Annotated in this window: 33 protein-coding genes; 9 read left to right on the top strand and 24 right to left on the bottom strand. The window is 73.9% G+C overall.

Going from position 1 to position 25,621, the window contains the following annotated elements:
- Nucleotides 1–38 precede the first annotated feature (38 nt).
- From F8568_RS26805 to F8568_RS26785, 5 genes are all read left to right on the top strand, one after another.
- On the top strand, nt 39–692 hold the full coding sequence (locus F8568_RS26805) for a TetR/AcrR family transcriptional regulator (RefSeq protein WP_236009180.1): 654 nt from the start codon (nt 39–41) through the stop codon (nt 690–692).
- Between the two features lie 130 nt (nt 693–822).
- Complete coding sequence (locus tag F8568_RS26800) at nt 823–1,803, top strand: anti-sigma factor RsbA family regulatory protein (RefSeq protein ID WP_151596474.1); 981 nt, start codon at nt 823–825, stop codon at nt 1,801–1,803.
- 80 nt (nt 1,804–1,883) lie between these two features.
- The gene (locus F8568_RS26795) at nt 1,884–2,813 is read left to right on the top strand and encodes an MEDS domain-containing protein (RefSeq protein WP_151596473.1); all 930 of its coding nucleotides are present in this window, start codon (nt 1,884–1,886) and stop codon (nt 2,811–2,813) included.
- A complete protein-coding gene (locus F8568_RS26790; RefSeq protein ID WP_151596472.1) occupies nt 2,813–3,730 on the top strand; it encodes an anti-sigma factor RsbA family regulatory protein in 918 nt (305 codons plus the stop codon). The genes F8568_RS26795 and F8568_RS26790 overlap by 1 nt, the downstream gene beginning before the upstream one ends.
- Before the next feature lie 5 nt (nt 3,731–3,735).
- A complete protein-coding gene (locus F8568_RS26785) occupies nt 3,736–4,059 on the top strand; it encodes an STAS domain-containing protein (protein WP_151596471.1) in 324 nt (107 codons plus the stop codon).
- 13 nt (nt 4,060–4,072) lie between these two features.
- Here the strand turns inward: F8568_RS26785 and F8568_RS26780 are convergent, their stop codons facing one another.
- The 17 genes from F8568_RS26780 to clpS form a co-directional block, all read right to left on the bottom strand.
- Nucleotides 4,073–4,585: a hypothetical protein gene (locus F8568_RS26780; protein WP_151596470.1), complete on the bottom strand. Its 513-nt coding sequence runs from the start codon at nt 4,583–4,585 to the stop codon at nt 4,073–4,075.
- Nucleotides 4,582–5,094, bottom strand: a complete 513-nt coding sequence (locus F8568_RS26775; RefSeq protein WP_151596469.1) for a SigE family RNA polymerase sigma factor — start codon at nt 5,092–5,094, stop codon at nt 4,582–4,584. Before F8568_RS26775 ends, F8568_RS26780 begins: the two co-directional genes overlap by 4 nt.
- 13 nt (nt 5,095–5,107) lie before the next feature.
- Nucleotides 5,108–5,617, bottom strand: a complete 510-nt coding sequence (locus F8568_RS26770; RefSeq protein WP_151596468.1) for a hypothetical protein — start codon at nt 5,615–5,617, stop codon at nt 5,108–5,110.
- Nucleotides 5,618–5,727: 110 nt separating this feature from the next.
- Nucleotides 5,728–6,363: an RdgB/HAM1 family non-canonical purine NTP pyrophosphatase gene (gene rdgB / locus F8568_RS26765; protein WP_151596467.1), complete on the bottom strand. Its 636-nt coding sequence runs from the start codon at nt 6,361–6,363 to the stop codon at nt 5,728–5,730.
- Nucleotides 6,360–7,094, bottom strand: coding sequence for a ribonuclease PH (gene rph / locus F8568_RS26760; protein ID WP_151596466.1), 735 nt, complete (start codon nt 7,092–7,094; stop codon nt 6,360–6,362). Before rph ends, rdgB begins: the two co-directional genes overlap by 4 nt.
- Before the next feature lie 30 nt (nt 7,095–7,124).
- Nucleotides 7,125–7,874, bottom strand: coding sequence for an MBL fold metallo-hydrolase (locus F8568_RS26755; protein ID WP_151596465.1), 750 nt, complete (start codon nt 7,872–7,874; stop codon nt 7,125–7,127).
- 40 nt (nt 7,875–7,914) lie between these two features.
- Nucleotides 7,915–8,817 (bottom strand): glutamate racemase, encoded by a 903-nt coding sequence (gene murI, locus F8568_RS26750; RefSeq protein ID WP_151596464.1) that lies wholly within the window; start codon nt 8,815–8,817, stop codon nt 7,915–7,917.
- 168 nt (nt 8,818–8,985) lie between these two features.
- Complete coding sequence (locus F8568_RS26745; protein ID WP_151596463.1) at nt 8,986–9,786, bottom strand: thioesterase family protein; 801 nt, start codon at nt 9,784–9,786, stop codon at nt 8,986–8,988.
- A 157-nt stretch (nt 9,787–9,943) separates the two neighbouring features.
- Nucleotides 9,944–10,891, bottom strand: a complete 948-nt coding sequence (locus tag F8568_RS26740; RefSeq protein WP_151596462.1) for a PLP-dependent cysteine synthase family protein — start codon at nt 10,889–10,891, stop codon at nt 9,944–9,946.
- 22 nt (nt 10,892–10,913) lie between these two features.
- Nucleotides 10,914–11,186 (bottom strand): MoaD/ThiS family protein, encoded by a 273-nt coding sequence (locus F8568_RS26735; RefSeq protein ID WP_151596461.1) that lies wholly within the window; start codon nt 11,184–11,186, stop codon nt 10,914–10,916.
- A gap of 82 nt (nt 11,187–11,268) precedes the next feature.
- Nucleotides 11,269–11,442, bottom strand: a complete 174-nt coding sequence (locus F8568_RS26730) for a hypothetical protein (RefSeq protein ID WP_160573767.1) — start codon at nt 11,440–11,442, stop codon at nt 11,269–11,271.
- A 21-nt stretch (nt 11,443–11,463) separates the two neighbouring features.
- Nucleotides 11,464–11,883, bottom strand: a complete 420-nt coding sequence (locus F8568_RS26725; protein ID WP_151596460.1) for a Mov34/MPN/PAD-1 family protein — start codon at nt 11,881–11,883, stop codon at nt 11,464–11,466.
- A gap of 34 nt (nt 11,884–11,917) precedes the next feature.
- The gene (locus F8568_RS26720) at nt 11,918–12,970 is read right to left on the bottom strand and encodes an anti-sigma factor RsbA family regulatory protein (RefSeq protein ID WP_151596459.1); all 1,053 of its coding nucleotides are present in this window, start codon (nt 12,968–12,970) and stop codon (nt 11,918–11,920) included.
- Nucleotides 12,967–13,818: an MEDS domain-containing protein gene (locus tag F8568_RS26715; protein WP_151596458.1), complete on the bottom strand. Its 852-nt coding sequence runs from the start codon at nt 13,816–13,818 to the stop codon at nt 12,967–12,969. The genes F8568_RS26720 and F8568_RS26715 overlap by 4 nt, the downstream gene beginning before the upstream one ends.
- A 19-nt stretch (nt 13,819–13,837) precedes the next feature.
- On the bottom strand, nt 13,838–14,770 hold the full coding sequence (locus F8568_RS26710) for an MEDS domain-containing protein (RefSeq protein WP_151596457.1): 933 nt from the start codon (nt 14,768–14,770) through the stop codon (nt 13,838–13,840).
- Nucleotides 14,771–14,938: 168 nt separating this feature from the next.
- Complete coding sequence (locus tag F8568_RS26705) at nt 14,939–15,463, bottom strand: DUF2017 domain-containing protein (RefSeq protein ID WP_151596456.1); 525 nt, start codon at nt 15,461–15,463, stop codon at nt 14,939–14,941.
- An 84-nt stretch (nt 15,464–15,547) separates the two neighbouring features.
- On the bottom strand, nt 15,548–15,844 hold the full coding sequence (gene clpS, locus F8568_RS26700; protein ID WP_151596455.1) for an ATP-dependent Clp protease adapter ClpS: 297 nt from the start codon (nt 15,842–15,844) through the stop codon (nt 15,548–15,550).
- Between the two features lie 200 nt (nt 15,845–16,044).
- Here clpS and F8568_RS26695 point away from each other — a divergent pair, with 200 nt between their 5' ends.
- The 3 genes from F8568_RS26695 (at nt 16,045) to F8568_RS26685 (ending at nt 18,579) form a co-directional block, all read left to right on the top strand.
- Nucleotides 16,045–17,364: a nicotinate phosphoribosyltransferase gene (locus tag F8568_RS26695; protein ID WP_328601032.1), complete on the top strand. Its 1,320-nt coding sequence runs from the start codon at nt 16,045–16,047 to the stop codon at nt 17,362–17,364.
- A gap of 88 nt (nt 17,365–17,452) precedes the next feature.
- On the top strand, nt 17,453–18,034 hold the full coding sequence (locus F8568_RS26690; protein WP_151596453.1) for an isochorismatase family protein: 582 nt from the start codon (nt 17,453–17,455) through the stop codon (nt 18,032–18,034).
- Between the two features lie 2 nt (nt 18,035–18,036).
- Nucleotides 18,037–18,579, top strand: a complete 543-nt coding sequence (locus F8568_RS26685) for a gluconokinase (RefSeq protein ID WP_151596452.1) — start codon at nt 18,037–18,039, stop codon at nt 18,577–18,579.
- Nucleotides 18,580–18,597: 18 nt separating this feature from the next.
- Here the strand turns inward: F8568_RS26685 and F8568_RS26680 are convergent, their stop codons facing one another.
- The 5 genes from F8568_RS26680 to F8568_RS26660 form a co-directional block, all read right to left on the bottom strand.
- Entirely contained in the window at nt 18,598–20,337 is a 1,740-nt protein-coding gene (locus F8568_RS26680) for a DEAD/DEAH box helicase (RefSeq protein WP_202125387.1), read from the bottom strand.
- 36 nt (nt 20,338–20,373) lie between these two features.
- A complete protein-coding gene (locus F8568_RS26675) occupies nt 20,374–21,366 on the bottom strand; it encodes a zinc metalloprotease (protein WP_151596450.1) in 993 nt (330 codons plus the stop codon).
- 214 nt (nt 21,367–21,580) lie between these two features.
- Nucleotides 21,581–21,850: a DUF3039 domain-containing protein gene (locus F8568_RS26670; RefSeq protein WP_151546083.1), complete on the bottom strand. Its 270-nt coding sequence runs from the start codon at nt 21,848–21,850 to the stop codon at nt 21,581–21,583.
- Nucleotides 21,851–21,854: 4 nt separating this feature from the next.
- Nucleotides 21,855–22,430 carry a YqgE/AlgH family protein gene (locus tag F8568_RS26665; RefSeq protein ID WP_151596449.1) on the bottom strand — a complete coding sequence of 192 codons (576 nt, stop codon included), beginning with the start codon at nt 22,428–22,430 and terminating at the stop codon, nt 21,855–21,857.
- Between the two features lie 104 nt (nt 22,431–22,534).
- Nucleotides 22,535–22,873 carry a hypothetical protein gene (locus F8568_RS26660; protein WP_151596448.1) on the bottom strand — a complete coding sequence of 113 codons (339 nt, stop codon included), beginning with the start codon at nt 22,871–22,873 and terminating at the stop codon, nt 22,535–22,537.
- On the opposite strand from F8568_RS26660, the gene F8568_RS26655 reads away from it, so the two are divergent.
- On the top strand, nt 22,863–23,252 hold the full coding sequence (locus tag F8568_RS26655; RefSeq protein WP_151596447.1) for a hypothetical protein: 390 nt from the start codon (nt 22,863–22,865) through the stop codon (nt 23,250–23,252). The two genes, F8568_RS26660 and F8568_RS26655, sit on opposite strands and share 11 nt — an antisense overlap.
- A gap of 133 nt (nt 23,253–23,385) precedes the next feature.
- Here F8568_RS26655 and F8568_RS26650 read toward each other — a convergent pair whose 3' ends face one another.
- The gene (locus F8568_RS26650; protein WP_151596446.1) at nt 23,386–24,789 is read right to left on the bottom strand and encodes an NAD-dependent malic enzyme; all 1,404 of its coding nucleotides are present in this window, start codon (nt 24,787–24,789) and stop codon (nt 23,386–23,388) included.
- Between the two features lie 104 nt (nt 24,790–24,893).
- Complete coding sequence (locus tag F8568_RS26645; RefSeq protein ID WP_151596445.1) at nt 24,894–25,592, bottom strand: cytidylate kinase-like family protein; 699 nt, start codon at nt 25,590–25,592, stop codon at nt 24,894–24,896.
- Nucleotides 25,593–25,621: the final 29 nt, after the last annotated feature.

Below are 25,621 nucleotides of genomic sequence, written 5' to 3'. Positions count from 1 at the left end.
ACCTCGAATCTGGGGCCTGCGGGCACTACATTTCAACCATGATGAATAAATCCGGGGCCGCCGCACCGGAGGCGGCGGCCAGGCGGGCGTCGCGCGGCCGGCGGCGCGGCAGCCCCGACACCCGCGCGCAGATCCTCGCGGTGGCCCGCGGCCGGTTCCTCGCCGACGGGTACGCCAAGGTCACGCTGCGCTCGATCGCCGCCGAGGCGAACGTCGACGCCGCCCTGATCAGCTACTTCTTCGGCTCCAAGAAGGGCCTGTTCGGCGCGGTCCTCGGACTGCTGGCCAACCCGCCGGACGTGCTGGCCGCGGCGCTCCCCGGCGACCCCGCCACGCTGCCCGAACGCGTCCTGCGCGCGATGCTCGGCACCTGGGACGACCCCGAGCGCGGCGGCCAGCTGGTCTTCATGGTGCGCGCCGCGACGCAGGACGCTGAGCTGATGGGGCTGCTGCGCGACGTCGTCGGCCGCGAGATGATCGACCGGATCGCCGAGCACGTCGGCGGCCCCGACGCGCGGCACCGCGCCGGGGCGGTCGGTGCCCAGCTCGCCGGCGTGATCTTCGGCCGCTACATCCTGGCCGTGGAACCGCTCGCCTCGATGACCGCCGATGAAATAATCGCCGCCCTCGCACCGGGCCTCCGCGCCGTCCTGTACCGGCGGACACGCCCGGCAGTCCGTCGCACTATGTGAAAAACCGGTCGCGGCAATCGCCGCACGGCCCGGCGCGCCGCCGGGCGGCCGACCTACCCTTGATGGGTCCGCCGGCGCCGCGGCGGGCGTTAGGGGAACGCCGGGACCGAAAACGCACCCTGGGGCCGCCGTGAGCGAATCCTTCACCCACTGCGTTCTGCCGTACGACGGGGTCGACGACTTCCTCGGCGGCGCCCTTCCCTTCCTGCGGGACGGCGCCGACGCCGGCGACCGCGTCCTGGCCGTCTGCGGGGTCGCCCGCGAGGTGCTGCTGCGCGAGGCGCTCGGCCCCACCGCCGATTCCGTCGAGTTCGTCGAGCCGGGCACCTGGTACACCCACCCCGCGCGGACCCTCGCCGACTGCCTCAGCGACGCCGACGACGTCGCCTGGCGCGGCCGGCGGCTGCGCGTCCTCGGCGAACCGGTCGTGTGGGCGGCGCGCCCGCCGCTCGAGGTGCTGGAATGGCAGCGCGCCGAGGCCATGGTGAACATCGCGTTCCGCGGCACCGGCGCCGCGATCATGTGCCCCTACTCCTCGTCCCTGCCGGCCGGCGTGGTCGCGGCGGGGCGCCGCACCCACCCCGAGACGGTGCGCGGCGCCAGGTCCATGGCCAACCCCCTCTACATGGACCCGTGGGCCTACAGCGCGCAATGCGACGGCGAGCCCCTTCCCCCGCGGCCCGCCGACGCCGACGAGCTCGAGATCGACCGGCCCGACCTGTTCTGGCTGCGGGCCTACGTCACCGAGTACGCGCGCCGCACTCCGCTGCCCGACGAGGACCTGCGGCGCCTGCTCGTCGCGGTCACCGAGGTCGTCACCAACGCGCTCCGGCACGGCGCGCCCCCGATCGTGCTGCGGATGTGGACCGAGCCGTCCGGCGCCGACCCGGCCCTGGTGTGCGAGGTCACCGACAAGGGCAGCTGGGAGCCCGGCTCCGGCTACGGGCTCGTCCCGCCCCGCCCGTCCGGCACCGCCACCGGCGGCCGGTTCGGGCTGTGGGCGGTACGGCTGCTCTGCTCGATCGTCCAGATCCGGACCGGATGCGACGGCAGCACGGTGCGGCTGCGGCTGCGGCTGCCCGCCGTCCCGGCCGCGGTGAACGGAGTGTGAGGAACTCGATGCGTTGGGCTTCCAATAAGCTTCCACGGGCGTACGCTGAACGAATCCGAACCGACCTCGATGGGCAGGCCATGGAGACACCCTGGTTCGCCAAGCGACCCGTCAAAGACATCCGGCCCGGCGACCACAGCTGGCTGGCCTACAGCGGCCTGGAGGAGCGCGACAGGGTCATCGGCCCCTTCGTGCGGGAGGCGCTCGACAACAACGAGAAGGTCGTCTACGTGACCGACGCCCCGGCCGAGCTGCTGCCCGGCATCGGCCCCCGGCACCGGGCGGACGTGCACGCCTTCAGCAGGACGGGCCAGCTGCGGGTGATCCCCCGCGCCGACGCCTGCCTCGACCGGCGCGGCGCCTTCGAGCCCGGCCGGATGCTGGAGACGATCGGCCGGGAGGTGGACGCGGCGTTCGGCGAGGGGTTCCGCGCCGTCCGGCTGACCACCGACTACAGCTGGCTGCTCAGCGAGCCGGGGCGCTCCGACATCGCCGAGATGCTGGGCTGCGAGCACGGTGTCGGCGACGCCGTGTCGCCCAGCACGATGGCGATGGCGATCTGCCAGATCGACCGGCACGCCTGCCCGCCCGACGAGCTCGCCGCCCTGCGCGACACGCACGAGGTGCTGGTGGAGGTCGACCCCGAGTTCGACGACGGCATCCTGAAGATCGTCCGCACCTTCGAGCCGAACGGGCTGCGGGTCGAGGGCGAGCTGGACGCCGCCCGGCACCAGGTGTTCGCCGAGCAGCTCGCGCAGGTGTGCCTGGCCCGGCGGCGCGTCCACCTCGACTTCACCGACCTCGACTTCACCGACCTCGGCTTCATCGACCTCGGCGGGCTGAACCTACTGGCGCAGCAGGCCACCAGCCTGCCCGCCGACGAGGCGCTGGTGCTCGACCACCTGCCGCCCGACGTGGAGAACGTCATCGAGATGGTCGGCTGGCACCGGCTGCCCGGTCTCGAACGCGGCCGCGAACGCCCGGTCACGGAGACGGAAGGCAACCTCTGATGAGCTTGGAGCACAGGGGGTTCGTGTACGACGGCACGGACCACTTCCTGGCGGTGACCGAGCCGTTCCTGCGCTCCGGGCTGGAGGCGGGGCAGGCCGTCGTCGCCGTCGCGCAGGAGCCCAACCTGTCGGCGCTGCGCGACCTGTTCGGCGACGACGCCGAGATCGAGTGGGTGGACGCGGCGACGTTCTACCTGCACCCCGTCCGGACCCTGCGCGACTACCAGGCCCTGCTGAACAGGTTCGCGCCGCGGACCGTGTGCGCGCTGGGCGAGCCGGTGTGGCGGGACCTGGACGACCGGCAGATCCTGGAGTGGATCCGCTACGAGTCGCTGATCAACGAGGTGTTCAAGGACTCCGGGGCGTGCGCGCTGTGCCCCTACGACGGCGAGGCGCTGTCGCCCCTGATCCTGGCGGAGGCGCGGCGCACCCACCCGAAGATGGTGACCGACGGCCCCGCGCTCGCCAGCGGCGACTACATCGACCCGGTGACGTTCGGCGCGAACTGCGACCGCGGCCTGTGCTTCGCCCGCCCCGGCGACGCCGAGTACTTCGCGGTCGAGGACGACGACCTGCACGCGCTGCGCTCGTTCGTCGCCGAGCGGGCGCTGCTGCACGGCCTTGCCAAGCGGCCCGCGCAGAACCTCGTCACCGCGGTGAACGAGGTGGCGGCGAACGCGCTGCAGCACGGCTGCCCCCCGGTCGGCATGTGGATCTGGCGGGACGGCCCCGAGCTGCTCTGCGAGGTCGGCGACAACGGGCTGTGGCGCCCCGCGCCGACCCCGTTCACCGGCTTCATCCCGCCCGACACGGCGCTGCAGCGCGGGTTCGGGCTGTGGACCGTCCGGCTCCTCGTCGACCTGGTGGAGCTGCGGGCCGGCTGGGACGGCACCTTCGTCCGGCTGCACATCAGGTAGCCGGCGTGGAACCGCTCAGGATCGTCCGCACGGACGAGCCCGCCGGTCTCGCGCTGATCGGCGAGCTGGACTCCGCCCGGCACGCGATGCTCGTCGCGGCGCTGGAGGCGGCGCTGGCGGAGCTGCCGCCCGACCGCGAGTTCCATCTCGACCTCGGCGGGCTCGACTTCATCGACCTCGGCGGGATCGCCCTGCTCGGCGACGCCGCGTGGAGCCGCGCGTGCGGCGCGCCCGTGGTGCTCGACCGGACGCCGCCGCAGATGCGCGCCGTCCTGGAGACGGTCGGCTGGGGCAGCGTCCCCGGCCTGTGCTTCGGCGACCCCGCCTAGTCGAGCAGAACGCCTAGTACCCGCCGGCGGGGCTGGAGGTCGCACGCGGCCCCTTCGCCACGGGGCCCATCGCGCTCGACGACGGGGACGGCATGGCGCCGCCGTGCGTGGGCGGGAGCGTCCGGGGGTCGCGCGCGCCGGTCGGCCGGGGCGTCGGGTCGGCGCCGGACCGTCTCTGCGGTATGCCCGGCGCCGGGATCCGCGTCGGCGACGCCGACGGGCGCGGCGGTGACGTCGGGGCGGGCGTCCTCGTCGCCGGGACGGGCACGGAGGCGGGCGGCGCCATCGGCCGCGGCTTCGCCGGCGTCCCGCCGCCGGGCCACAGGAACAGCGCGATCGTCACCAGGACCGCCGCGGTCACCGCCGCCGCCAGCGCCGGGAACGCCCAGCGCCACCGGCCGCGTCCGGTGCGGCGGGCGGCCCGGCCCGCGTCCTGGAACCTGCGGACCGTGCCAGGGCCCGCCGTGATGTGGTCGGCGGCGGACCGGTAGTGGCCGCGCAGCAGGGCTTCGAGCTCGTCGTTCACGCCCGGCCCTCCTTCATGTGCTCCCGCAGCGCCGCCATGGCCCGCGCGGTGTGGCTCTTCACCGTTCCCCGGGAGATCCCGAGCGTCTCGGCGATCTGCTTCTCCTCCAGGTCGCACCAGTAGCGCAGCACGACCACCGCGCGCTGCTTGGCGGGCAGCGCGCGGAGCACCTCGTCCAGGTCGCCCCCGGCGACCCCCGCCGCCGGGGGCGGCCCGGCGAGGCGCTCCACGTCCGCCACCGAGCCGACCGGAGTGTCCCGGCGGCGGGCGCGCCGCTTGTTCTCGTCGATGGCGAGGTTCACCAGCACCCGGCGCGCGTACGCCTCCGGGTTGCCGCCCGACACCCGCTTCCACTTGCGGGCGACCCGCTCGTATGCGGTCTGCAGCAGGTCCTCGGCGAGGTGCCGGTCGTAGACGAGGAACACGGCGGTGCGCAGCAGCCGGCCCGCGGTGGCGGTCACGAACTCGTCGAACGTGATCTCCGCCCCGCGGATCTCCTGGGCGCTCATCGTGGACAGGCGGCTACCTCCGGCTCGCCGAGGGAACGGGCGTCGCCGCCGTCGGCGGCGTTGACGGCACCGGCCGCGCCGTCGGCGTGCGGCTCGGGCGCGGGGCGCCCTGCCGGGCACCGCAGTGCGTCGGGGACGGCACCGGCCGCGCCTTCGAGGGAACCGGGTGCGGGCGCGCCTTCGAGGGCACGGGGTGGGGGCGCGCCTTCGTCGGCGACGGCACGGGCCGCGGCGGGAGGCGGCGCGGGCTCGCGGAGGGGACCGGCGGTTCCGTCGGCCGCGCGGCCTTCGGCGGGACGGGCGCCGGGGTGCGGGTGGACGGCCGCGGCGACGCGCACGGCCGCGCGGACACCGGCGCGGGCGTCGCGGTGTGCGTCAGCGCGTTCCGCTCCGAGACCGTCCTGACGTGCGGTGACGAGCCGGAGCCGGCGGCCGCCCAGATCCCGGCGGCGAGCGCGCCGGCGCCCGCGACGCCGGCCAGCGCGAGCATCGGCCCGCGGCGGATGCGACCCTTGTCGATCATGTTGCTCCTCGGGGGGAACGGTGTCCGTACACCCGTCAGAACCTCCGCCGGAGGCCGCCGGGTTGTCATGGAACCCGAGGAATTCCCCGAGGCCGCCGCGAGCCCCCGCGCTAGGGGCGGCCGGCGGCGGCGAGCGCGTCGGGCAGCAGCCCGGCCAGCGCGCGGAACGCCTTGCCCCGGTGGCTGATCGCGTCCTTCTCCTCCGGCGCCATCTCCGCGGTGGTGCGGGTCTCGCCGTCCGGGAGGAAGACCGGGTCGTAGCCGAAGCCGCCGGTGCCGCGCGGCGCCCGGACGATGGTCCCGCGCATCCGGCCCTCGACGGTGTGCTCGACCGCGCCGCGGTCGCCGTGCGCCGGGACGACCAGCGCCGCCGCGCACACGAACGCTCCGCCGCGCAGGCCGTCGGCGACGTCGCCGAGCTGGTCCAGCACGAGCCGCAGGTTCGCGGCGTCCTTGTCGCCGGTGGCGTCGCCGAACCGGCCCGACCAGCGGGCCGACAGCACGCCCGGCATACCGTTCAGCGCGTCCACGCACAGTCCGGAGTCGTCGGCGACGGCGGGCAGGCCGGTGTGCGCGGCGATCGCGCGGGCCTTCAGCAGCGCGTTGCCCTCGAAGGTCAGCTCGGTCTCGGGCACGTCGGGGGCGTCCGGGAACTCCGCGAGGCCCGCCACGGCGATGCCGTCGAGGATCCGCTCCAGTTCGGCGATCTTGCCCGCGTTGCGGGTCGCCAGCACGATCCGCGTCACCGGGCCTGCGTCTCCTTCTGCAGTGCCTCGTTCTGCAGCCGGGTCAGCTCGGCGCAGCCGCCCGCGGCGAGGTCGAGCAGCGCGTCCAGCTCGGCGCGGTCGAACGGGGCGCCCTCGGCGGTGCCCTGCACCTCGACGAACCTCCCGTCGCCGGTGCACACCACGTTCATGTCGGTGCCGGCGACCGAGTCCTCCTCGTAGCACAGGTCGAGCCGCGCCTCCCCGGCGACGACGCCGACGCTGACCGCCGCGACGGAGGTGACCAGCGGGTTCCCGCGCAGCATCTTGCGCTCGCGCATCCACGACACCGCGTCGGCGAGCGCGACGTACGCGCCGGTGATCGCGGCGGTGCGGGTGCCGCCGTCGGCCTGCAGCACGTCGCAGTCCAGCTGGACGGTCTTCTCGCCGAGCGCCTTGAAGTCCAGGCAGGCCCGCACGGACCGGCCGATCAGCCGGGAGATCTCGTGGGTGCGGCCGCCGACCCGGCCCTTGATGGACTCGCGGTCGTTGCGGGTGTTGGTGGCGCGCGGCAGCATCGCGTACTCGGCGGTCACCCAGCCGAGCCCGGAGTCGCGCCGCCAGCGCGGCACCGAATCCTGCACGGAGGCCGCGCACAGCACCCGCGTCCGGCCGAACTCGACGAGCACCGACCCCTCCGCGTGGTCGAGCCATCCGCGCTGGATGCGGACGGGACGGAGCTGGTCTGACGCGCGATCATCGGGGCGTGGCATGCGCACCACCCTAGTGCCCGCCGGACGCGGTCACAGCTCGTAGGAGGCGCCCACCCGGGCGAGCTCGATCTCGCCGCCGTACCCGCTCGTCCGGGCCTCCTTCAGCGAGGTGTCCTGGTCGTTCCACGGCACCAGATGGGTGAGGACGAGCCGGCCGACATCGGCGCGGGCGGCGTGCTCGCCCGCCTCCCGCGCGGTCAGGTGCAGCTCGGACGGCAGGTCCGGGCCCTCCAGGAACGACGCCTCGCACAGGAACAGGTCGGCGCCGCGCGCCAGCTCCACGAGCGTGTCCGACACGCCCGTGTCGCCGGAGTAGGCGAGGGCCCGGCCGCCGTGCTCGATGCGGAACGCGTACGCCTCCACCGGGTGCGGCATCAGCGCGGTCGTCACCCGGAACGGGCCGATCTCGTACGGGCCGCGGCGCAGCACGTGGAAGTCGAACGTCTCGCACATCCCCGGCTCGGGTTCGAGGTCGTAGGCCTTCGCCATCCGCACCGCGGTCCCCTCGGGGCCGTGCACCGGCAGCCGCGGCTGCGGGCCGTCCGGGTGGTAGGTGCGCGCCACCCAGAAGCCGCACAGGTCCAGGCAGTGGTCGGCGTGCAGGTGCGAGATGCACACCGCGTCGATCTCCTGCAACGAGCGGAAGCGCTGCAGCGACCCGAGCGCGCCGTTGCCGAGATCGAGCACCAGCGCGTAGCCGTCGGCCTCGATCAGGTAGCTGGACGCGGGGCTGTCCGGCCCCGGGAAACTGCCGGAGCAGCCGATCACTGTGACCCGCACGCTCACTCCTCCTCTTGTGTCCCCGAGGAATCAGGTGGTCTCAGGTGGTGAGAGCCGTGTTCAGCACCGGCCCCGTGCCGCCCGAGTCGGCTCCGCCGGTGTCGGGGGCGGTCTCCACCGCGTCGATCTCCGGCCCGAGGAAGCGGCGGCCGAGTTCGGCGAACACGGCGGGGTCACCGGTCGCGCGGAACCGGTGCCGTGGCCGGGGCGTCCCCTCGTCACGGGCCAGCCCTTGGTCGTGCAGCACTCGATACACGTCCTTGGCGGTCTCGTCGGCGCTTGACACCAGTGTGACCCCGTCGCCGACGACATACGAGATGACGCCGGTCAGCAGTGGGTAATGCGTGCAGCCGAGGATGAGGGTGTCGCAGCCCGCGGCCACGATCGGCCGCAGGTACCCGCGCGCCGCGTCCAGCAGTTCCGGCCCCATCGTCACACCCGCCTCGACGAACTCGACGAAGCGCGGGCACGCCGCGCTGACCAGCTCGATGTGCGGGGCGGCGGCGAACGCGTCGTCGTAGGCGCGGCTGGTGACGGTGGCGTTCGTCGCGATCAGCCCGACCCGCCCGTTGGAGGTGGCGCGGGCGGCGCGCCGGGTCGCCGGGTTGATCACCTCGACGACCGGGACGTCGTAGCGCTCGCGGGCGTCGCGCAGCATCGCCGAGCTGGCGCTGTTGCAGGCGATCACCAGCATCTTGACGCCCTCGTCGACGAGCCGGTCCAGCATCTCCAGCGCGAACGCGCGGACTTCGGCGATGGGACGCGGCCCGTACGGCTGGCGGGCCGAGTCGCCGAGGTAGATGATCGGCTCGTTCGGCAGCTGGTCGAGGATGGCGCGGGCCACGGTGAGGCCCCCGAACCCGCTGTCGAAGATCCCGATCGGAAGGTCCGACCGGCCACCGGAGGACAGGTCCGTCGCGTCGAGGTCGCCGGTCGCTGACATGGTCCTACAGGCTAGGCGACTTACCCCCGCCGAGGTGCGTCATGCGTTGGACATCACACCGTCACCCATGGGAAAACGCGCCAGTTCACGGGATGTGCGCGCGATCCCGTCGCCGGGCGCGCGAAACGCCGGTCAGGCGTGTCACCCGGGTCGCCCCGGGCGCTCGGGTCACTTCTTGACGCCGATGCCCGCCCGGGCGATCTGCCGGCTCTGCGCGACGAGGCGTCCGGCGGAGTCCCACACCTCGACCTCCTCGTCGAACCAGCCGTCCGACAGCAGCCGGCCGGTGCCGTGCACGGCGAGCCAGCCGGGCGCGGGGACGGCCCGCATGTGCCAGGTGAGCTGGACGGTCGGCGCCCAGCCCTTGGAGCCGAGGTTCAGCGCGACGGGCGGCAGCGCGTCGACGGCGAGGGCGAGGGCGAAGGCGTCCGGGACGTGGCCGTCGCGCAGCCGGAACCAGGCGCGGATCTCCGGCCGGCCGCTCGGCGTGCCGTCCAGCCAGCCCATCGTGGAGCGGTCGAAGCGCATGTCCACCCGGCCGGCGAAACCCTCGGTGCCCTCGTGCGGCAGCTCACCGGAGCACTCCTCCAGCGGCGGGACGGGGACGGCGGGCGCGGGGCCGGCGAACGCGGGCTCGGCGGCGGCGCCGAGCGTGCCGGTGGTGATCAGCGCCTCCACCGCGGGACGCCCGTCCTGGACGAGGCCGACCAGCGCCGTCGCGGCGGTGCGGCCGGTCTTGCGGGTGTCGACGACCACCTCCGCGCGGCCGGGCTTGACGGGACGCAGGAACGACGCCGCGGTGGAGACGGGGTGCTCGTGCGGGGAGGCGTCGACGGCGGCGCGGTCCAGCACGGCCATCAGGTAGCCGCCGTTCAGCGCCTCGGCGAAGCCGAAGTCGCCGTCCAGGTCGACCTCGTACCGGCCGTCCTCGACCCGCTGCACCGCGGTGGCCGCCTCGAACCCGCTCATCCGTCATCTCCCGGGGCGTCCGGCGGGCGTCCACCCGGCCGGCACAGTTCTAGAATCTCGTTCGAGTACGAACTGTACCGCGCCGGCCGGGAGGCGCGCCGTGGCCGGGATCACGCCGCCCCGGCCGGTGCCCGGGAGCAGGCCCGGTACGGCGGCGTCAGGCCCAGAGCTGGCCTTCGAGGCGCGCCTCGGCCTCCTCCAGCGTGCCGCCGTACGCGCCGGTGGACAGGTACTTCCAGCCGCCGTCGGCGACGATGAACACGATGTCGGCGCGCTCGCCCGCCTTCACCGCCTTGTTCGCCATGCCGATCGCGGCGTGCAGCGCCCCGCCGGTGGAGATGCCCGCGAAGATGCCCTCCTGCTCCAGCAGCTCGCGGGTGCGGCGCAGCGCGTCCCGCGACCCGACCGAGAACCGCGTCGTCAGGACCGAGTCGTCGTACAGCTCCGGGATGAAGCCCTCGTCGATGTTGCGCAGCCCGTACACCAGCTCGCCGTACCGCGGCTCCGCCGCGACGATCTTCACGTCCGGCACCTGCTCGCGCAGGTACCGGCCGACGCCCATCAGCGTGCCGGTGGTGCCGAGGCCCGCGACGAAGTGCGTCACCGACGGCAGGTCCGCGAGGATCTCCGGCCCGGTCGTCTCGTAGTGCGCCAGCGCGTTGGCCTCGTTCCCGTACTGGTACAGCATCACCCAGTCGGGGTTCTCGGCCGCCAGGCCCTTCGCCACCCGGACGGCCTCGTTCGACCCGCCCGCCGCGGGCGAGGGGATGATCCGCGCGCCCCACATCTCCAGCAGCTGGCGGCGCTCCGCCGAGGTGTTCTCCGGCATCACGCACACCATCCGGTAGCCGCGCAGCTTGGCGACCATCGCGAGGGAGATGCCGGTGTTACCGGACGTCGGCTCCAGGATCGTGCAGCCCGGCGTCAGCAGGCCGTCCTTCTCCGCCTTCTCGATCATGTAGAAGGCGGGGCGGTCCTTCACCGACCCGGTCGGGTTGCGGTCCTCGAGCTTCGCCCAGAGCCGGACGTCCCCGCTCGGCGACAGCCGCGGCAGCCCGACCAGCGGGGTGCCGCCGAGCGAGTCCAGCAGCGAGTCGAATCGCATGTGCGCTCGTCCCCGGCCCGGCTCAGCCGCCCGCGACGGCCGGCAGGATCGTCACGCCGTCGCCGTCGGAGACCGGCGCCTCCAGGCCGCCGAGGAACCGGACGTCCTCGTCGTTGAGGTACACGTTGACGAACTTGCGCAGGCCCTTGTCGTCCACCAGCCGGTCGCGCAGCCCGGGGTGGCGGGTGTCCAGGTCGGCGAACAGCTCGTCGAGCGTGCCGCCCTTGCCCTCGACGGCCTTGGCGCCGTCGGTGAGGTTGCGCAGGATCGTCGGGATCCGGACCTCGATCGCCATCGCGATGATCTCCTTCGGTCGTACGGGGCTCCCCGCCCTCTGCGTCACAACCGGGCGGGCAGCGGGGGAATTCCGGGCAGGATCAGCGCATCGGCGAACAGTCGTAGACGACCTCGGCCCGCGAATGCCCGAACAGGAAGCTCTGTACGGGTGGCACCGCGAAGCACGGGACGCGGCGCCGCACGCCCGTCACGTCCCCGCTCGTCCACATGTCGACCAGTTTACCGGCCGCGCCCCGGCCGTTCCCCGCCGCCATCCGGCTAGGTTCCCCTGGCGATCAGGCGTCGTAGGAGTCGACGACGCGGACCTCTTCCTCGGTCACCTCGCCGTCCACGATCCGGTATGACCGGAACTCCTCGGTGTCCTCATCGCGGGTGGACACCAGCACGTAGTGCGCGTTCGGCTCGGACGCGTAGGAGATGTCGGTGCGGGACGGGTACGCCTCGGTCGCGGTGTGCGAGTGGTAGATCACCACCGGCTCCTCGTCGCGGTCGTCCATCTCCCGCCACAGCTTGAGCTGCTCCTGCGAGTCGAACCGGTAGAACGTCGGGGACCGCTCGGCGTTGGTCATCGCGACGTACCGGACGGGCCGGTCCGACCCGATCGGGCCGGCGATGATGCCGCACGCCTCGTCCGGATGGTCGGCGCGCGCATGCGCGACGATCTTCTCGACCAGGGCACGCTCGATCGTCAGCATGACCCGAAGGCTACCGCCCCGGCCGGCGCGCCCCTCACCCGTGGTCCAGGCGGACGTGCATCCGGATGCGGGTGCCGTCCGCGCCGGATCTGATCTGCACGATGTGGCAGAGCCGGCGCACCGCCCACATCGCGCCGTCGGTGCCCTGCCCGCCCTGACCTGCCTGCCCGGCCTGACCGGACGGGGACGGGCCGGGCGGCGGCGGGGAGTAGCCGAGGAACCGGTCGGCGAGCATCCGGCCCGGATCGGCGACCTCGCACACCAGCTCCCCCTCGCCCGCCCACAGCGCCGCCGAGCCGCGCCCGCCGCCGGCCCGGATGATCAGCGTGGCGACCTCGTTCACCGCCAGCACGAACGGCAGCGTCCGGGCCTCCGGCAGCCCGAGCCGCGCGGCCTCGGCGGTGAGGAACCCGCGCAGCGACGGCAGCCCGCCCGCGCCGAACGGCCGGTGCGCGGCGGTAGGCGGGGGCGGCGGGAGCGCGCCCGCGTTGCACTCGGCGTAGAACTCGGCGGGGTCGGTGTACTCGGGGCTCGGCCGCGGGCCGTCCGGGCCGGCCAGCTCCGGATGCGTGCGGGCCATCGCGGTCAGCACCGGCGGCGGCAGCGCCACCGCGTCGTACGCGCACATGATCATGGTCGGGGTGCCGGCGAACACCACGTTCAGCAGCGACTCGTGCCGCTGCCACTCGAGCGTCTCCAGCGGGGTCAGCCCGTCCCACACCGGCTCGGCGAGCAGCCGCAGCCGCCCGCGCGGCCACCAGTCGGCGCGCATCCGGTCGTGGTAGCCGGCCAGCGCCCGCATCGGTCCGCCGAACCAGTCGGCGGCGTCGATGAACTCGATCGCCTCGCGGACCCGCGCGCCGAGCCGCTCCCGCAGCATCACCCGGACCGGCTCGGACGCGATCACCACGACCGCGTCGCCCGCGCTCCACCCGGCCTCCAGGTACGGGACGGCGGTCAGCGCCAGCTCGCGCGGCCACCCGTACGGGACGGCCCGGTGCACCAGCACGTCACCGCCGCCCGCCCGCGGCGGCGCGTCCGGCACGAGCCCCCGCATCTGCGGCGGGCCGGCCCCGGGGGCGGTCACCGGACCCCCTCGTGGACGATCCCGGGCGCGCCCTCCCAGCCGGACGCGCGCATCATCATCTCCACGCAGCGGGGCGCCGACCGCAGGACGACCAGCCGGTCGGGCACGATGCTCCACTCGTTCACGCCGACCAGCGCGCGCAGCCCCGCCAGGTCGCAGAACTCCACGCCGGCCAGGTCCAGGCAGACGTGCGCGGCGCGGTCGTCCAGCCCGCGCAGCGCCGCCAGCAGCCCCGGCAGCGTCGACTCGTCGATCGAGCCGGACAGCCGCAGGCCCGGCGGCGCGAACAGCGGGTCGATCCGCAGCACGCCGTCGTCGAAGACCGCGTCGGCGCCGGCCCGCCCGCCGTGGCACGCCTCCAGCGCGTCCAGCCGGCCGGCCCCGAACCACTGCCGGTCGAACTGGCACAGCGCCATCGCGTCCCCGGCCGCGGCCACGGCCCGGCCCACGGCGTCCTCGAACGCCGCGAACCCGGCGCTGCCGGGCCAGCCGCGCGACGACGGCGACGCCTCGACGCTCACCCGGACGCCCGCGCTACGGTCCGGCCCGGCGGCCGAGGCGATCACCTCGGCGGCCGGGCGGCCGGCGGCCTCCGGCACCGCCACCCGGCCGTCGTTGACCGCCGCGAGCAGGTCGGGCGCGTCCGCCGCGAACAGCGCCCGCAGCCGGTCCCGCACGGCCTCCGCGGACTCGCCGTCGGCCAGGTGGACGAGCGCGTGCCCGGCCCGCAGCCCGGCGCGCAGGTAGGCGGCCAGGACGGCGTACCGTTCGGCGCCGTTGTCGTAGGCGAGGAAGAAATGGTCGCCGAAGCGCATTCCGCCGACCGCCGCGGGGTGCCCGACCGCCATGCGCGAACCGTCCCTCCGCTCAGCCTGTCCGTTCCTCGATCGACACTCCCGACCGGGTCAGCAGACCCGACTCGCGCAGCCGCCCGGCCAGCTCGGGGGCCGCGCCGCGCAGCAGCAGGCCGCGGTTCGCGCCGAGGGCCGGCCGGTCGGCGTCGGCCAGCAGCCGCAGCCCGGTCTCGTCCCAGCCGGTCAGGCCGTGCAGGTCCAGGCAGAGCAGCCCCGCCGTGGACGCGACCGACGCCAGCACCTTCTCCGCCGCCGGGCCGGTCTCGGCGTCCAGTACCCCGGTCAGCGCCGCGCCCGGCGGCGTGAACGTCGGCGCGATGCGCAGCGCGCCGTCGTCGTAGTGGTCGTTCGCCCGGACCCGGCCCATGTGCCCGGCCTCCAGCTCGGCCAGCCGCTCCTCGTCGAACCAGCGGCGGTCGAACTGGCAGATCGCCATCGCCTTCAGGTCGGTGGTCATGAAGACCTGGTCGAGCATGCGCTCGAAGTCGCCGTGCCGCTCGGTCCCGGGCCAGCGGCGCAGCGAGAACCGCGCCTCCCCGGCGATCCGGACCCCGGAGTAGCCCTGCACGAGCGCGAGGTCGATCTCGGTGGCCATCAGCGCCAGGCTCTCGTCCGGGTCGAACCTGCCGCTGGCCAGGAACGTCTCCTCGGCGGTGCGGACGACGAAGTGCCCGGCGTCCATCGCGGCGGCGAAGTCGAAGCCGGCGTCCTCGCGCGGCGGGCCGACGGTGTCGGGCCCGCCGTCCCCCCCGCCGAGCCAGGCGGCGACGTCCCGCGCGGGCACCGCGTCGGAGATGTAGATCACCTTGTGGCCCGCGCGCACCCCGTCGCGGACGTAGGCGGCCATCACGGACCGCCGTTCGGCGTCGCTGTCGAAGAAAAGGCACAGGTGGTCGCCGAGCTGCATCGAGCCGACGGCTTTGCTGTGACCGGTCCCTGCCGGCATCGCGGCCTCCGGTTGGCGTAGGCCCCGCCTCTACCGCGGCGGGTCTGGCGGCGTCCCCTCGCCCCCCAGTGGACACCACTCAGGGCGTCCGCGTCCCGACAATCGGTGATGTCGCCGATGGCCGGGTGCGGCCGGGATTTGCTCGCACGGCAGCCGATCGAGCGGCTTTCAGAGGGCGCGGACGAGCCCTTCCTGCAGCATCGTCAGCCAGTCGTAGGCGGCGAACATCGGCGTGCGCGGGTCGCGCGGGTCGAGCCGCTCGGCCTCCTCGTACCACTCCTCGCTGATGTCCAGCCGGGTGCCGAGCGCCAGCCGGACGTCGTTCAGGGCGCGCAGCCAGATCTGCGCCCGCTCCTGGTCGAGGACGATGTCGGCGCCCGGCTCCTTCAGCGCGTCCAGCACCGTCCGGGCCGCCTCGCGCTTGCCGTCGCGCAGCCCCATCTCGGTGTAGCGGCGGAACTCCCCCGCCGCCTCGCCGTCCTCGCGGTAGGCGTCGGGGAACAGCCGCGCCAGCACCGGATCGTCCGGCTTGACGGCGTTCTCGGCGATGCCGACGGACGCCAGCTCGCCGTCCCCGCCCGGGACGTCCCCGAGGAGCGTGACCAGCTGCTCCATCAGCGCCCGCACCAGCGCCGCCTCCTCCGGCTCCAGCCGCACGACGACGCCCTTGCGGGTCTTCTTCACGTTGCTCATCGGATCGCTCCGCCCAGAAGGCTTCGGTGGCTCCCGAGGGGGGACGGCGGCCCCGCGCCCCCGGAACGCCGTTTCGGGATCGGTTCAGTCGTCCCGCTTCACGGTGGCCCACAGCCCGTAGGAGTGCAGGATCTCCACGTCCCGCTCCATCTCCTCGCGGGTGCCCTTGGCCACGACGGCGCGACCCTTGTGGTGGACGTCCAGCATCAGCTTCTCGGCCTTGCTCTTGGGGTAGCCGAAGACGGTCTGGAACACGTACGTGACGTACGACATCAGGTTGATCGGGTCGTTCCAGACGATCGCCAGCCAAGGCCGGTCGGCGCGCACGTCCTCCTCGGTGCCGGGCCGCTCCAGCTCGACGGGTGCGGGCGCCGTGCTCATGACCGCGCCCCGCTCGCCCTGCTCGTGACGCTCATCGGCCGCGTCTCCCCCTTTCCCCGCGTTGTCGGTCCGCCCACCGCACCCGATGCTATGCGCCCGCGCCCCGTCCGGGGCGATCTTCACTGCGACCCGTGTGATCCGCGCCGGGTGCGGCGGCCCGCCCCTCCATGGTGCCCGCACCTGCCCTTAGGGTTCCACCTGTGGACGCTGACGACGGAACCGCCCTGCTCACCGACCAGTACGAGCTGACCATGCTGCAGGCCGCGCTGCGCAGCGGCACGGCCGGGCGGCGCGCGGTCTTCGAGGTGTTCGCGCGCAGCCTGCCCGCCGGCCGCCGGTACGGCGTCGTCGCGGGCGTCGGGCGGCTGCTGGACGCGATCGAGGCGTTCCGGTTCGACACCGCGGAGCTGGAGTTCCTCACCGCGAAGGGGATCGTGGACGATCCGACGGCGCAGTGGCTGGAGAAGTACCGCTTCACCGGGAACGTCTGGGGATATGCCGAAGGCGACTGCTACTTCCCGGAATCGCCGATCCTGGTGGTCGAGGGGACGTTCGCCGAGGCGGTACTGCTGGAGACCCTCGTGCTGTCGATCCTCAACCACGACTGCGCGATCGCGTCCGCCGCGTCCCGGATGGTGCAGGCCGCGCAGGACCGGCCGATCATCGAGATGGGGTCGCGGCGCACGCACGAGCGCGCCGCCGTCGCCGCCGCCCGCGCCGCCTACATCGCCGGGTTCACCACCACCTCGAACCTCGAGGCGGGCCGCCGCTACGGCGTCCCCACCGCCGGGACGAGCGCGCACTCCTTCACCCTCCTGCACGACGGCGAGCGGCACGCGTTCGAGGCGCAGCTCGCCTCGCTCGGCGACGGGACGACGCTGCTGGTCGACACCTACGACGTCGAACGCGCCGTCCGGACGGCCGTGGAGCTCGCCGGGCCGTCCCTCGGCGCCGTCCGCATCGACAGCGGCGACCTCGGCGTGATGGCCCGCCGCGTCCGCGAGCAGCTCGACGCGCTGGGCGCCCGCGACACGCGCATCGTCGTCACCGGCGACCTCGACGAGTACGGCATCGCCGCGCTCGCCGCCGCGCCCGTCGACGGGTACGGGGTCGGGACGTCCCTGGTGACGGGGTCCGGCGCGCCGACCGCCTCGCTCGTCTACAAGCTCGTCGCCCGCGCCGACGCCCCCGGCGAGGGCGCCGCGATGCGCCCCGTCGCGAAGCGGTCGGCCGGCAAGCCCAGCCGCGGCGGCCGCAAGAGCGCCGTGCGGCGGATCGACGCGCACGGCACCGCCTACGCCGAGACGGTGTCGGTCGGCGAGCCGGTGCCGGGCCGGCGCGACCGCGTCCTGCACGTGCCGCTGGTCCGCGACGGGGAGATCGTCGGGCGCGAGTCGCTGCGGGACGCCCGGGACCGGCACGTCCGGTCCGTCGCGGAGCTGCCCGCGACCGCGCTCCAGCTGTCCAAGGGCGAGCCGGCCCTGCCCACCGAGTTCGTCGTGGGCGGCCCGCGCGCCTGACCGGCGCCGTTCCCGGCCGGGGCCCGGAAACGCACGGGCACCGCTGGGGTAGCGTCAACGACGGGGAGACACCGGCAGAGGAGCGGTCATGGGCAAGAAGGCTCTGATCATCGTGGACGTGCAGAACGACTTCTGCGAGGGCGGATCGCTCGCCGTCGCGGGCGGCGCGGGCGTGGCCACGGCCATCTCCGGCCATGTCGCCGCGCAGGGCGGCGGCTACGCGCACATCGTCGCGACCCGCGACTTCCACCTCGACCCCGGCGGCCACTTCTCCGACCGTCCCGACTTCGTCGACACCTGGCCCCCGCACTGCGTGATCGGCACCCCCGGCGCCGACTTCCACCCGAACCTGGCGCTCGCCCCGATCGAGGCGGTGTTCAGCAAGGGCCGCGAGGCCGCCGCCTACAGCGGCTTCGAGGGCGCCTCCGACGACGACGTCCCGCTCGGCGACTGGCTCGCCTCCCGCGGCGTCGACGCCGTCGACGTCGTCGGCATCGCCACCGACCACTGCGTCCGCGCGACCGCCGTCGACGCGGCCCGGGCCGGCCTGCGCACCCGCGTCCTGCTCGACCTGACGGCGGGCGTCGGCACGGCCACCGTCGACCGCGCCCTGGACGAGCTCGGCCGCGAGGGCGTCACCCTGTCCGGCGACCCGGTCGTGAGCGGCTGAACGTGAGCACTCCCCCCGACAACGAGCCCCCCGCCATCGAGGTCGTCCTGGTCGCCGGCGTGTCCGGCAGCGGCAAGACCACCGTCGGCGGCCTGCTCGCCGAGCGGCTCGGCTGGGACTACGCCGAGGCCGACGCGTTCCACTCCGCGGAGAACATCGCCAAGATGCGGGCCGGGCACCCGCTGACCGACGCCGACCGCGCCCCCTGGCTGCGCGCGATCGCCGCGTGGATCGACGACCGGCTCGCCTCCGGGCGGCCCGGCGTCGTCAGCTGCTCGGCGCTGAAGCGCGCCTACCGCGTCCAGCTGGCGGGCGGCCGGCCCGCCGTCCGCACCGTGCTGCTCGACGGCGACCGCGACGTCATCGCCGAGCGGATGCGCAGGCGGCACGGCCACTTCTTCGGCGCCGGACTGCTGGACAGCCAGTTCGCCGACCTGGAGCGGCCCGCCCCGGACGAGCACGTCCTGACCGTCCCCATCACCGGCACCCCCGAGGAGACGGTGGACCGCATCGTCAAGGCCCTCGACCTGCCGCCGCTGCACTGACCCGCGACGCCCCCGAGGTCAGCCGCGCTTGGCGGCCCATTCGCGGATCTTGCCGATCCGCTTGCGGATCTCCTCGGCGCTGGCCTGCGGGACGGGCGGCCCGCCGCAGGCCGACCGGAGCTGGCTGTGGATCACGCCCTGCGGCTGGCCGGTGCGGTGGTTCCACGCGTTGACCAGGCCGTTCAGCTCCTTGCGCAGGGCGTGCAGGTCCTCGGCGGCGGTGCGGTCGGCGCGCGGGTCGCCGGTCTTGCGGCGGCGCTCGCTGGCCATCTGGTCGGCCTGCCGCTTGCGCAGCAGCTGCGTCACCTGCTCGGGCTCCAGCAGCCCCGGGATGCCGAGGAACTCCTCCTCCTCGGCGGAGCCCGGCTGGGCCTGCATGCCGAACTCGCCGCCGTCGTACAGGACGCGGTCGAACGTCGCGGACGCCTCGACCGTCTCGAACGGCAGCTCCTCGCCGACGTCCGGGGTGTCCTGCCGGCGGTTGGCCTCGGCGAGCAGGTCGTCGTCGAGGCCGTCCTCGCGGACCGGCCGGTCGAGGACGTGGTCGCGCTCCTCCTCCAGCTCGGCGGCGTGCCCCATCAGCGTCGGCACCGACGGCAGGAACACCGACGCCGTCTCGCCGCGCCTGCGGGCGCGGACGAAACGGCCGATCGCCTGCGCGAAGAACAGCGGCGTGCTGGTGGACGTGGCGTACACGCCGACGCACAGCCGCGGGATGTCGACGCCCTCCGACACCATCCGGACCGCGACCATCCACCGGTCGTCGGTCTCGCTGAACGCCTTGATCTTCTTGGACGCGGTCGGGTCGTCCGACAGCACGATCGTCGCGCCCTGCCCGGTGACCGCGCGCAGCATCTTGGCGTAGGCACGGGCGGCCTCGTGGTCGGTGGCGATGACGAGCCCGCCCGCGTCCGGGATGACCCGGCGCAGCTCGCTGAGGCGGCGGTCGGCGGCGGCGATGACCTGCTTGATCCAGTCGCCCTTGGGGTCGAGCGCGGCGCGCCACGCCTGCGCGGTCTGGTCCTGGGTGAGCGGCTCGCCGAGCGTCGCGGTGATCTCGTCGCCGGCGCGGGTGCGCCAGCGCATCTCCCCCGCGTACGCCAGGAAGATCACCGGGCGGACGACCCCGTCGGCGAGCGCGGGGCCGTAGCCGTAGGTGTAGTCGGCCTGGCTGCGCTTGATCCCGTCCGGGCCCTCCTCGTAGCGGACGAACGGGATCGGGTTGATGTCGGTGCGGAACGGGGTGCCCGACAGCGCGAGCCGCCGCGTCGCGGGCTCGAACGCCTCCCGGACCGCGTCGCCCCAGGACAGCCCGTCGCCCGCGTGGTGCACCTCGTCGAAGATCACCAGGGACTTGCGCGACTCGGTGCGGTTGCGGTGCAGCGCCGGGCGCGCCGCGACGGTCGCGTAGGTGACGGCGACGCCGTGGAAGTCCTTGCCGACCGGGCCGTCGCCGTTCTGGTACTCGGGGTTGATCTTGATGCCGACGCGGGCGGCGGACTCGGCCCACTGCCGCTTGAGGTGCTCGGTCGGGCAGACGATCGTGATCGCCGCGATGATCCTGCGCTCCAGCAACTCCCGGGCGAGGCGCAGCGCGAACGTCGTCTTGCCGGCGCCGGGCGTCGCGACGGTCAGGAAGTCACGCGGACCCGGCTGCTGCCCGTCCACGCCGAAGTAAGCCTCCAGCGCCTGCTGCTGCCAGGCGCGCAGGCACTGCGCGGTCCCCCAGGCGGCCCGCTCGGGGAACGCGGGGGGCATGCTCGATGCGGCGAAGGTGCTCACGGTCATAGCAGGTTACCGACGCCCACCGACAGAACGTGCCGCGCCCGCCCCTCCTGTGCCGCGATCCACACTGCCCGTCGCGCGTGCGCGGCTCCGCTCGCGCCTGTGGCCCGGCGCCCGGTACGCGGCCCACACCGCACGGATCCGGCGGCCCTGACCTGGGGTGAAGTTCCGCATGCAGGAGTCGAACCCGTAGTTCATGAAGTTGTGGACGGGGTCGTCGCCGCGCTGCGGGCAGGTGTCCTTGTAGTGCGGGCATCCTTGCGCGGGCCTCGCCTCGTACGGGGTGTCGGACACCCCGTCGCCGGGTGGCGTGCACCCGCCCTGGAACGTGTGCAGCAGCCCCAGCCAGTGCCCGATCTCGTGGACGGCCGTGTAGCCGTGGTTGAAGCGCCGGTACGAGCCGTGCGGAAGGCTCCGGTAGTCGACGACGACGCCGTCCATCCGCGGGCTCTTCCGGTACCACTGCGGGAACGTGGAGAACCCGAGGACGTCGCTGCCCACGGCGGCTGTGTACAGGTTGAGGGTGCCGCGCCCGCCCCGGCGCAGCCTGTGCTTGATGCGGCTCTGGTACTTGCGCGGGTGGTGGAACCAGGCGGCCTTGTTCGTGACGTCGTAGCCGGTGAGGCGGAACCGCACGCCGGTGTCGGCGCCGCCCGTCCGCCCGCTGTACGCCGCGTTCAGCGTGGCGATCTGGCCCTTGACGGCCGCCTTGGACAGGCGTCCCGTGCGTCCGGCGGCGAGGACGTGGAAGCGCACCGGGATGACCAGCGCCCGCCGGCGCGCCGTGTCGAACCGCCGCTCGTCCGACGTCCCGTACCGGTCGCGGAGCGTCCTGCTCAGATCTTCGAGCATCGCGACGGCCTGGGCGCGGCTCAGCTCGCCGTCCGGGTCGCGCGTCCGGGCCACCCGGGCCGCGGCCCCCTGCTCGCAGCCGTCCTTACCCGCCGCGAGGGCGCCGGCCGGCCGGACGGTCCTGGCCCGCGCGCGCGGGCCGTCACTCATCGAACTCGACACCGCACACACCGTGACCGCCAGTGCGCACAGCGAAACCCCGGCGAACCGCCGCATCTGTCCCCCGTACTATCCCCGTTTGGAAAGCGAAACGCGAAGGCCCCGCGGTGGCGCGTCCGCCCTGCCGGCGAACCCCGACCGCGGGACCGTCACGGGCGCATGCGGACCCCCGGCCCGGCGCCCTCATCCGGCTCTCAGCCGGCCGTCACTCGTCGCCCTTGTCCCCGCCCGGCTGCATGGACTCGTAGATCTCCTTGCACTCCGGGCAGACCGGGTACTTCTTCGGATCCCGGTTCGGCACCCAGACCTTGCCGCACAGCGCGATCACCGGCGTGCCGGTCACCGCACTCTCGGTGATCTTGGCCTTCTTCACGTAGTGGGCGAACCGCTCGTGGTCGCCGTCACCGTGCGAGAGGTCCGGCCGGACGTCCTGCTGGGTGTCGCTCTCGGGAAGGATCTTCGTACTCACGTCCATCACCTTAGTTCAGCGTCGGGTCCTCGGGGAAAGTGGAGACGAACGCCAGGTCGCCGCCCTGCCGGCGGAGCACCTGCTGCCACAGCCGGTCCGGGTCCCCGGCGAACACGTCGCCCGCCTCGGCCGGCACCAGGTACCACGCGCCGTCCTCGATCTCGCCGCGCAGCTGCCCGGCCGACCAGCCGGCGTACCCGGCGAACACGCGCAGCTGCAGCACCTCCGGCGCGAGCAGCCCCGGCGGGGCCTCCAGGTCGACCAGGCCGACCCGGGCGACCTCGGAGCCGCCCTCCAGCGCCCGCCAGCCGAGCGGCTCGTCCTCGCCGGGCAGACGGGCCAGGGCGAGCGCGTTGTCCAGCGCGACCGGGCCGCCCTGGAACACCACCGACGGGCCCGTCACCAGCTCGGCCCACGGCGGCAGCACCCGGTCGACCGGAATTTCGGTCGGCCGGTTCAGGACAACCCCCAGGGTGCCCCCGTCGATGTCGTGCTCCACCACCAGGACGACGCTGCGCCTGAAGTTGGGGTCCTCCAGCTGAGGTGTCGCGACCAGCAGAAGCCCCACCCTGATGCCGTCTTCCATGGGTTCCATCATGCGTTGCGCGGACCTCCCACGGCACGTCTCCCCGCTCGTTAGCCTGTTAGGCATTCCTAGCGATGGGGATATCGGCACCACAACCGCCTAGGTTAAGAATGATCCCGGATCACCCGGCGCCCGCTCAGCCCCCCACGGGCCAGGAGGACAGCGATGCAGTTGCCCAGGGTCATCATCGCCGCCGTGTTTCTCGTCATCGGCGCACTGATCGCCGTACCGGCGCTGATGAAGTCGTCGGGCTCGGGCGCGCAAGCGTCCTCCACCACCTCCACGTCGGCGAGTCCGAGTCCCAGCGGCACGACGACCTCACCCACCCCGACGAAGAAGACGACGCACAAGCCGTCGAAGACGCCGACGAGCACGGCCGCGCCGCAGCCCGTCACCGCCACCATCGGGTCGGTGTCGTGCCCGTCGCGGTCGGTGCGCGTCACCGTCCGCAACACCGGGACGCAGCGCGAGGACTTCACCGTCCTCAAGAACGACGACTCCGCCACGGTCCCCGCGGCGGTCGCGGCGCACGACAGCAAGACCGTGACGGTCGAGCTGAAGGAGGACCGGCGGACGCTCGTCCAGGTCGACTGGGCCAACAAGCAGATCGAGACGCGCTCGCTCACGGCGAACTGCAAGCACGCGGGAGCCGCGCCGCACAGGACCAAGCCGAGCAAGCTGCCGCACACCGGCCCGGACACCGTCCTGTGGGCCCGGGCCGCGACCGGCGTCGGCGTGATGCTCACCGGCGTGGTCATCTTCTGGTACGGCGGGATCTGGCCCCGCCGCCGCGACCAGGTCTTCGCGAAGAAGACCGACTGACCTAGCCGGGCTCGGCGCCGCCGAGGGGAGGGTGAGGCGCGGCGTCGGGCCGTAGAGGCCGAAGACCGCGGCCCTTCCACGGACCAATGCCGACAGGGTGTGGTCACCCGGCCCGGGCGCGGGGGGCGGGCGGTCAGGCCTCGGTGCGGGCGCGGCCGCCGGCCGCCTCGCGGACGGCGCCCGCGACGCGCGACGCCACCTCCGGGTGGAACACGCTCGGCACGATGTAGTTCGGGCCGAGCTCGCCCGGCGTGACCACCTCGGCCAGCGCCTTCGCGGCCGCCGCCAGCATCGCCTCGGTGACCCCGTCGGCCTGCGCGTCCAGCAGCCCGCGGAACACGCCCGGGAACGCCAGCACGTTGTTGATCTGGTTCGGGTAGTCGCTGCGGCCCGTCGCGACGACGGCGGCGTGCTCGCGCGCCTCGTCCGGCGACACCTCCGGCTCCGGGTTCGCCAGCGCGAACACGATCGCGCCGTCGTTCATCGTCGCGATGTCGTCGCCGTCCAGGATGCCGGACGCGGACACGCCGATGAACACGTCCGCGTCCTTCACGGCGCCGCGCAGGTCGCCGGAGTAGCCGGCGGTGTTGGTGTGGTCGGCGATCCAGCGCAGCGAGTCGTCGAGGTCGTCGCGGCCCTTGTGCACCGCGCCCCGGTAGTCGCAGACGATCAGGTCGCGCGCGCCGGCGTGCATGAGCAGCTTCAGGATCGCGGTGCCCGCGGCGCCCGCGCCCGCCATCGTGATGCGGACCGAGCCGATGTCCTTGCCGACGACCCGCAGCGCGTTGGTCAGCGCGGCCAGCACGCAGATCGCGGTGCCGTGCTGGTCGTCGTGGAAGACCGGGATGTCCAGCAGCTCGCGCAGCCGCCGCTCGACCTCGAAGCAGCGCGGCGCGGAGATGTCCTCCAGGTTGATGCCGCCGAACGCGGGCGCGAGGATCTGCACCGTCCGGACGATCTCGTCGGTGTCCTGGGTGTCCAGGCAGATCGGCCACGCGTCGATGCCGGCGAACCGCTTGAACAGCGCCGCCTTGCCCTCCATGACCGGCAGCGCCGCCTCCGGGCCGATGTTGCCGAGGCCGAGCACCGCGGACCCGTCGGTGACGACCGCGACGCTGTTGCGCTTGATCGTCAGCCGGCGGACGTCCTCGGGGTTGCGCGCGATCGCGAGCGACACCCGGGCGACGCCGGGGGTGTAGGCCATCGACAGCTCGTCGCGGTTGCGCAGCGGCACCTTCGACTGCATCTCGATCTTGCCGCCGAGGTGCATCAGGAAGGTCCGGTCGCTGACCTTGTGGATCTTGATCGCGTCGATCTTCTCCAGCGCGCTCGCGATCGCCTCGGCGTGCTGGGTGTCGCGGGTGGCGATCGTCACGTCGATGCGCAGCGTCTCGTGCCCCGCCGTGTTGACGTCGAGGGCCGTGACGATGCCGCCGGCGTTCTCGACCACGTGGGTGATCTGGCTGACCGCCTTGCCGCCGGCCGGGACCTCCAGCCGGACGGTGATGGAGTACGAAACGCTGGGCACGCTCGCCACGACAACCTGCTCCCTTGTGTGCTACCGGGTACGTCCTCGTCCCGGCCGCCACGTCCCATGGGGGCTCGGGACGCCCGGGGGCCGCCGCCCGCTCCGCCTGCGGCTCACAGCGCCGACGCCGCGGCCGCGATCAGGTCGACGGCGGCGGACGCGGGCAGCCTCGTGGTGTCGATCACGAGATGGTAGAGCCGCGGATCGGCGGGGTCGGCCCCGTAGAAGTGCTTCACGTAGGCCGTGCGGGCGCGGTCGTTGTCATCGAGCATACGCTCAACATCGCGGTCCGGGGTCCCGGTCGCGCCACGCGGGCCACGCGCCCGGCCGCCCCGCTCCGCCGCCCCGGCCTCGGCCGCCTTCGCCAGCTCGTAGGCGGCGACGGCCAGCCGCCGCTCCCGCGGCCCGTCCAGCCGGACGTGCAGCACCCCGGGGTACCCGGCCAGCACGACGGCGGCGGCGCGGCCGAGCAGCACGCCCCCGCCCTGCTCCGCCGTCCGGTGGATGGCGCGCTCGGTGTGCTCGACGAACTCCTCGGGACGGATGATCGCCTGCTCGGGGAGGTAGACGTCCATGGCGCCGAGCGCGACGTTCGGCAGCCGCGCCGCGCCCGCGAGGATGCGGCCGATGCCCCGCTCGGCGCGCCCGTCGTGCGCGAGCGCCTCCTCCAGCGTGCATCCGATCTCGCCGGCGACCTGCACGGGGATGGCCCGGTCGACGAACGGCAGCGCGAGTCGCTCGGCGACCGCGGGGCCGACCGCGTCGCCCCGCGCGCCGAACGCGGCGGAGATGGTCACGACACGAGCGCTCACACCCGCCACATGCCCGTTTCCGCCGTGTT

The organism is Actinomadura physcomitrii (assembly GCF_008923205.2).
GTDB lineage: Bacteria > Actinomycetota > Actinomycetes > Streptosporangiales > Streptosporangiaceae > Spirillospora > Spirillospora physcomitrii.
The sequence above is the reverse complement of the archived record's forward strand: the minus strand, read 5'-3'. Positions and strand labels throughout refer to the sequence as shown.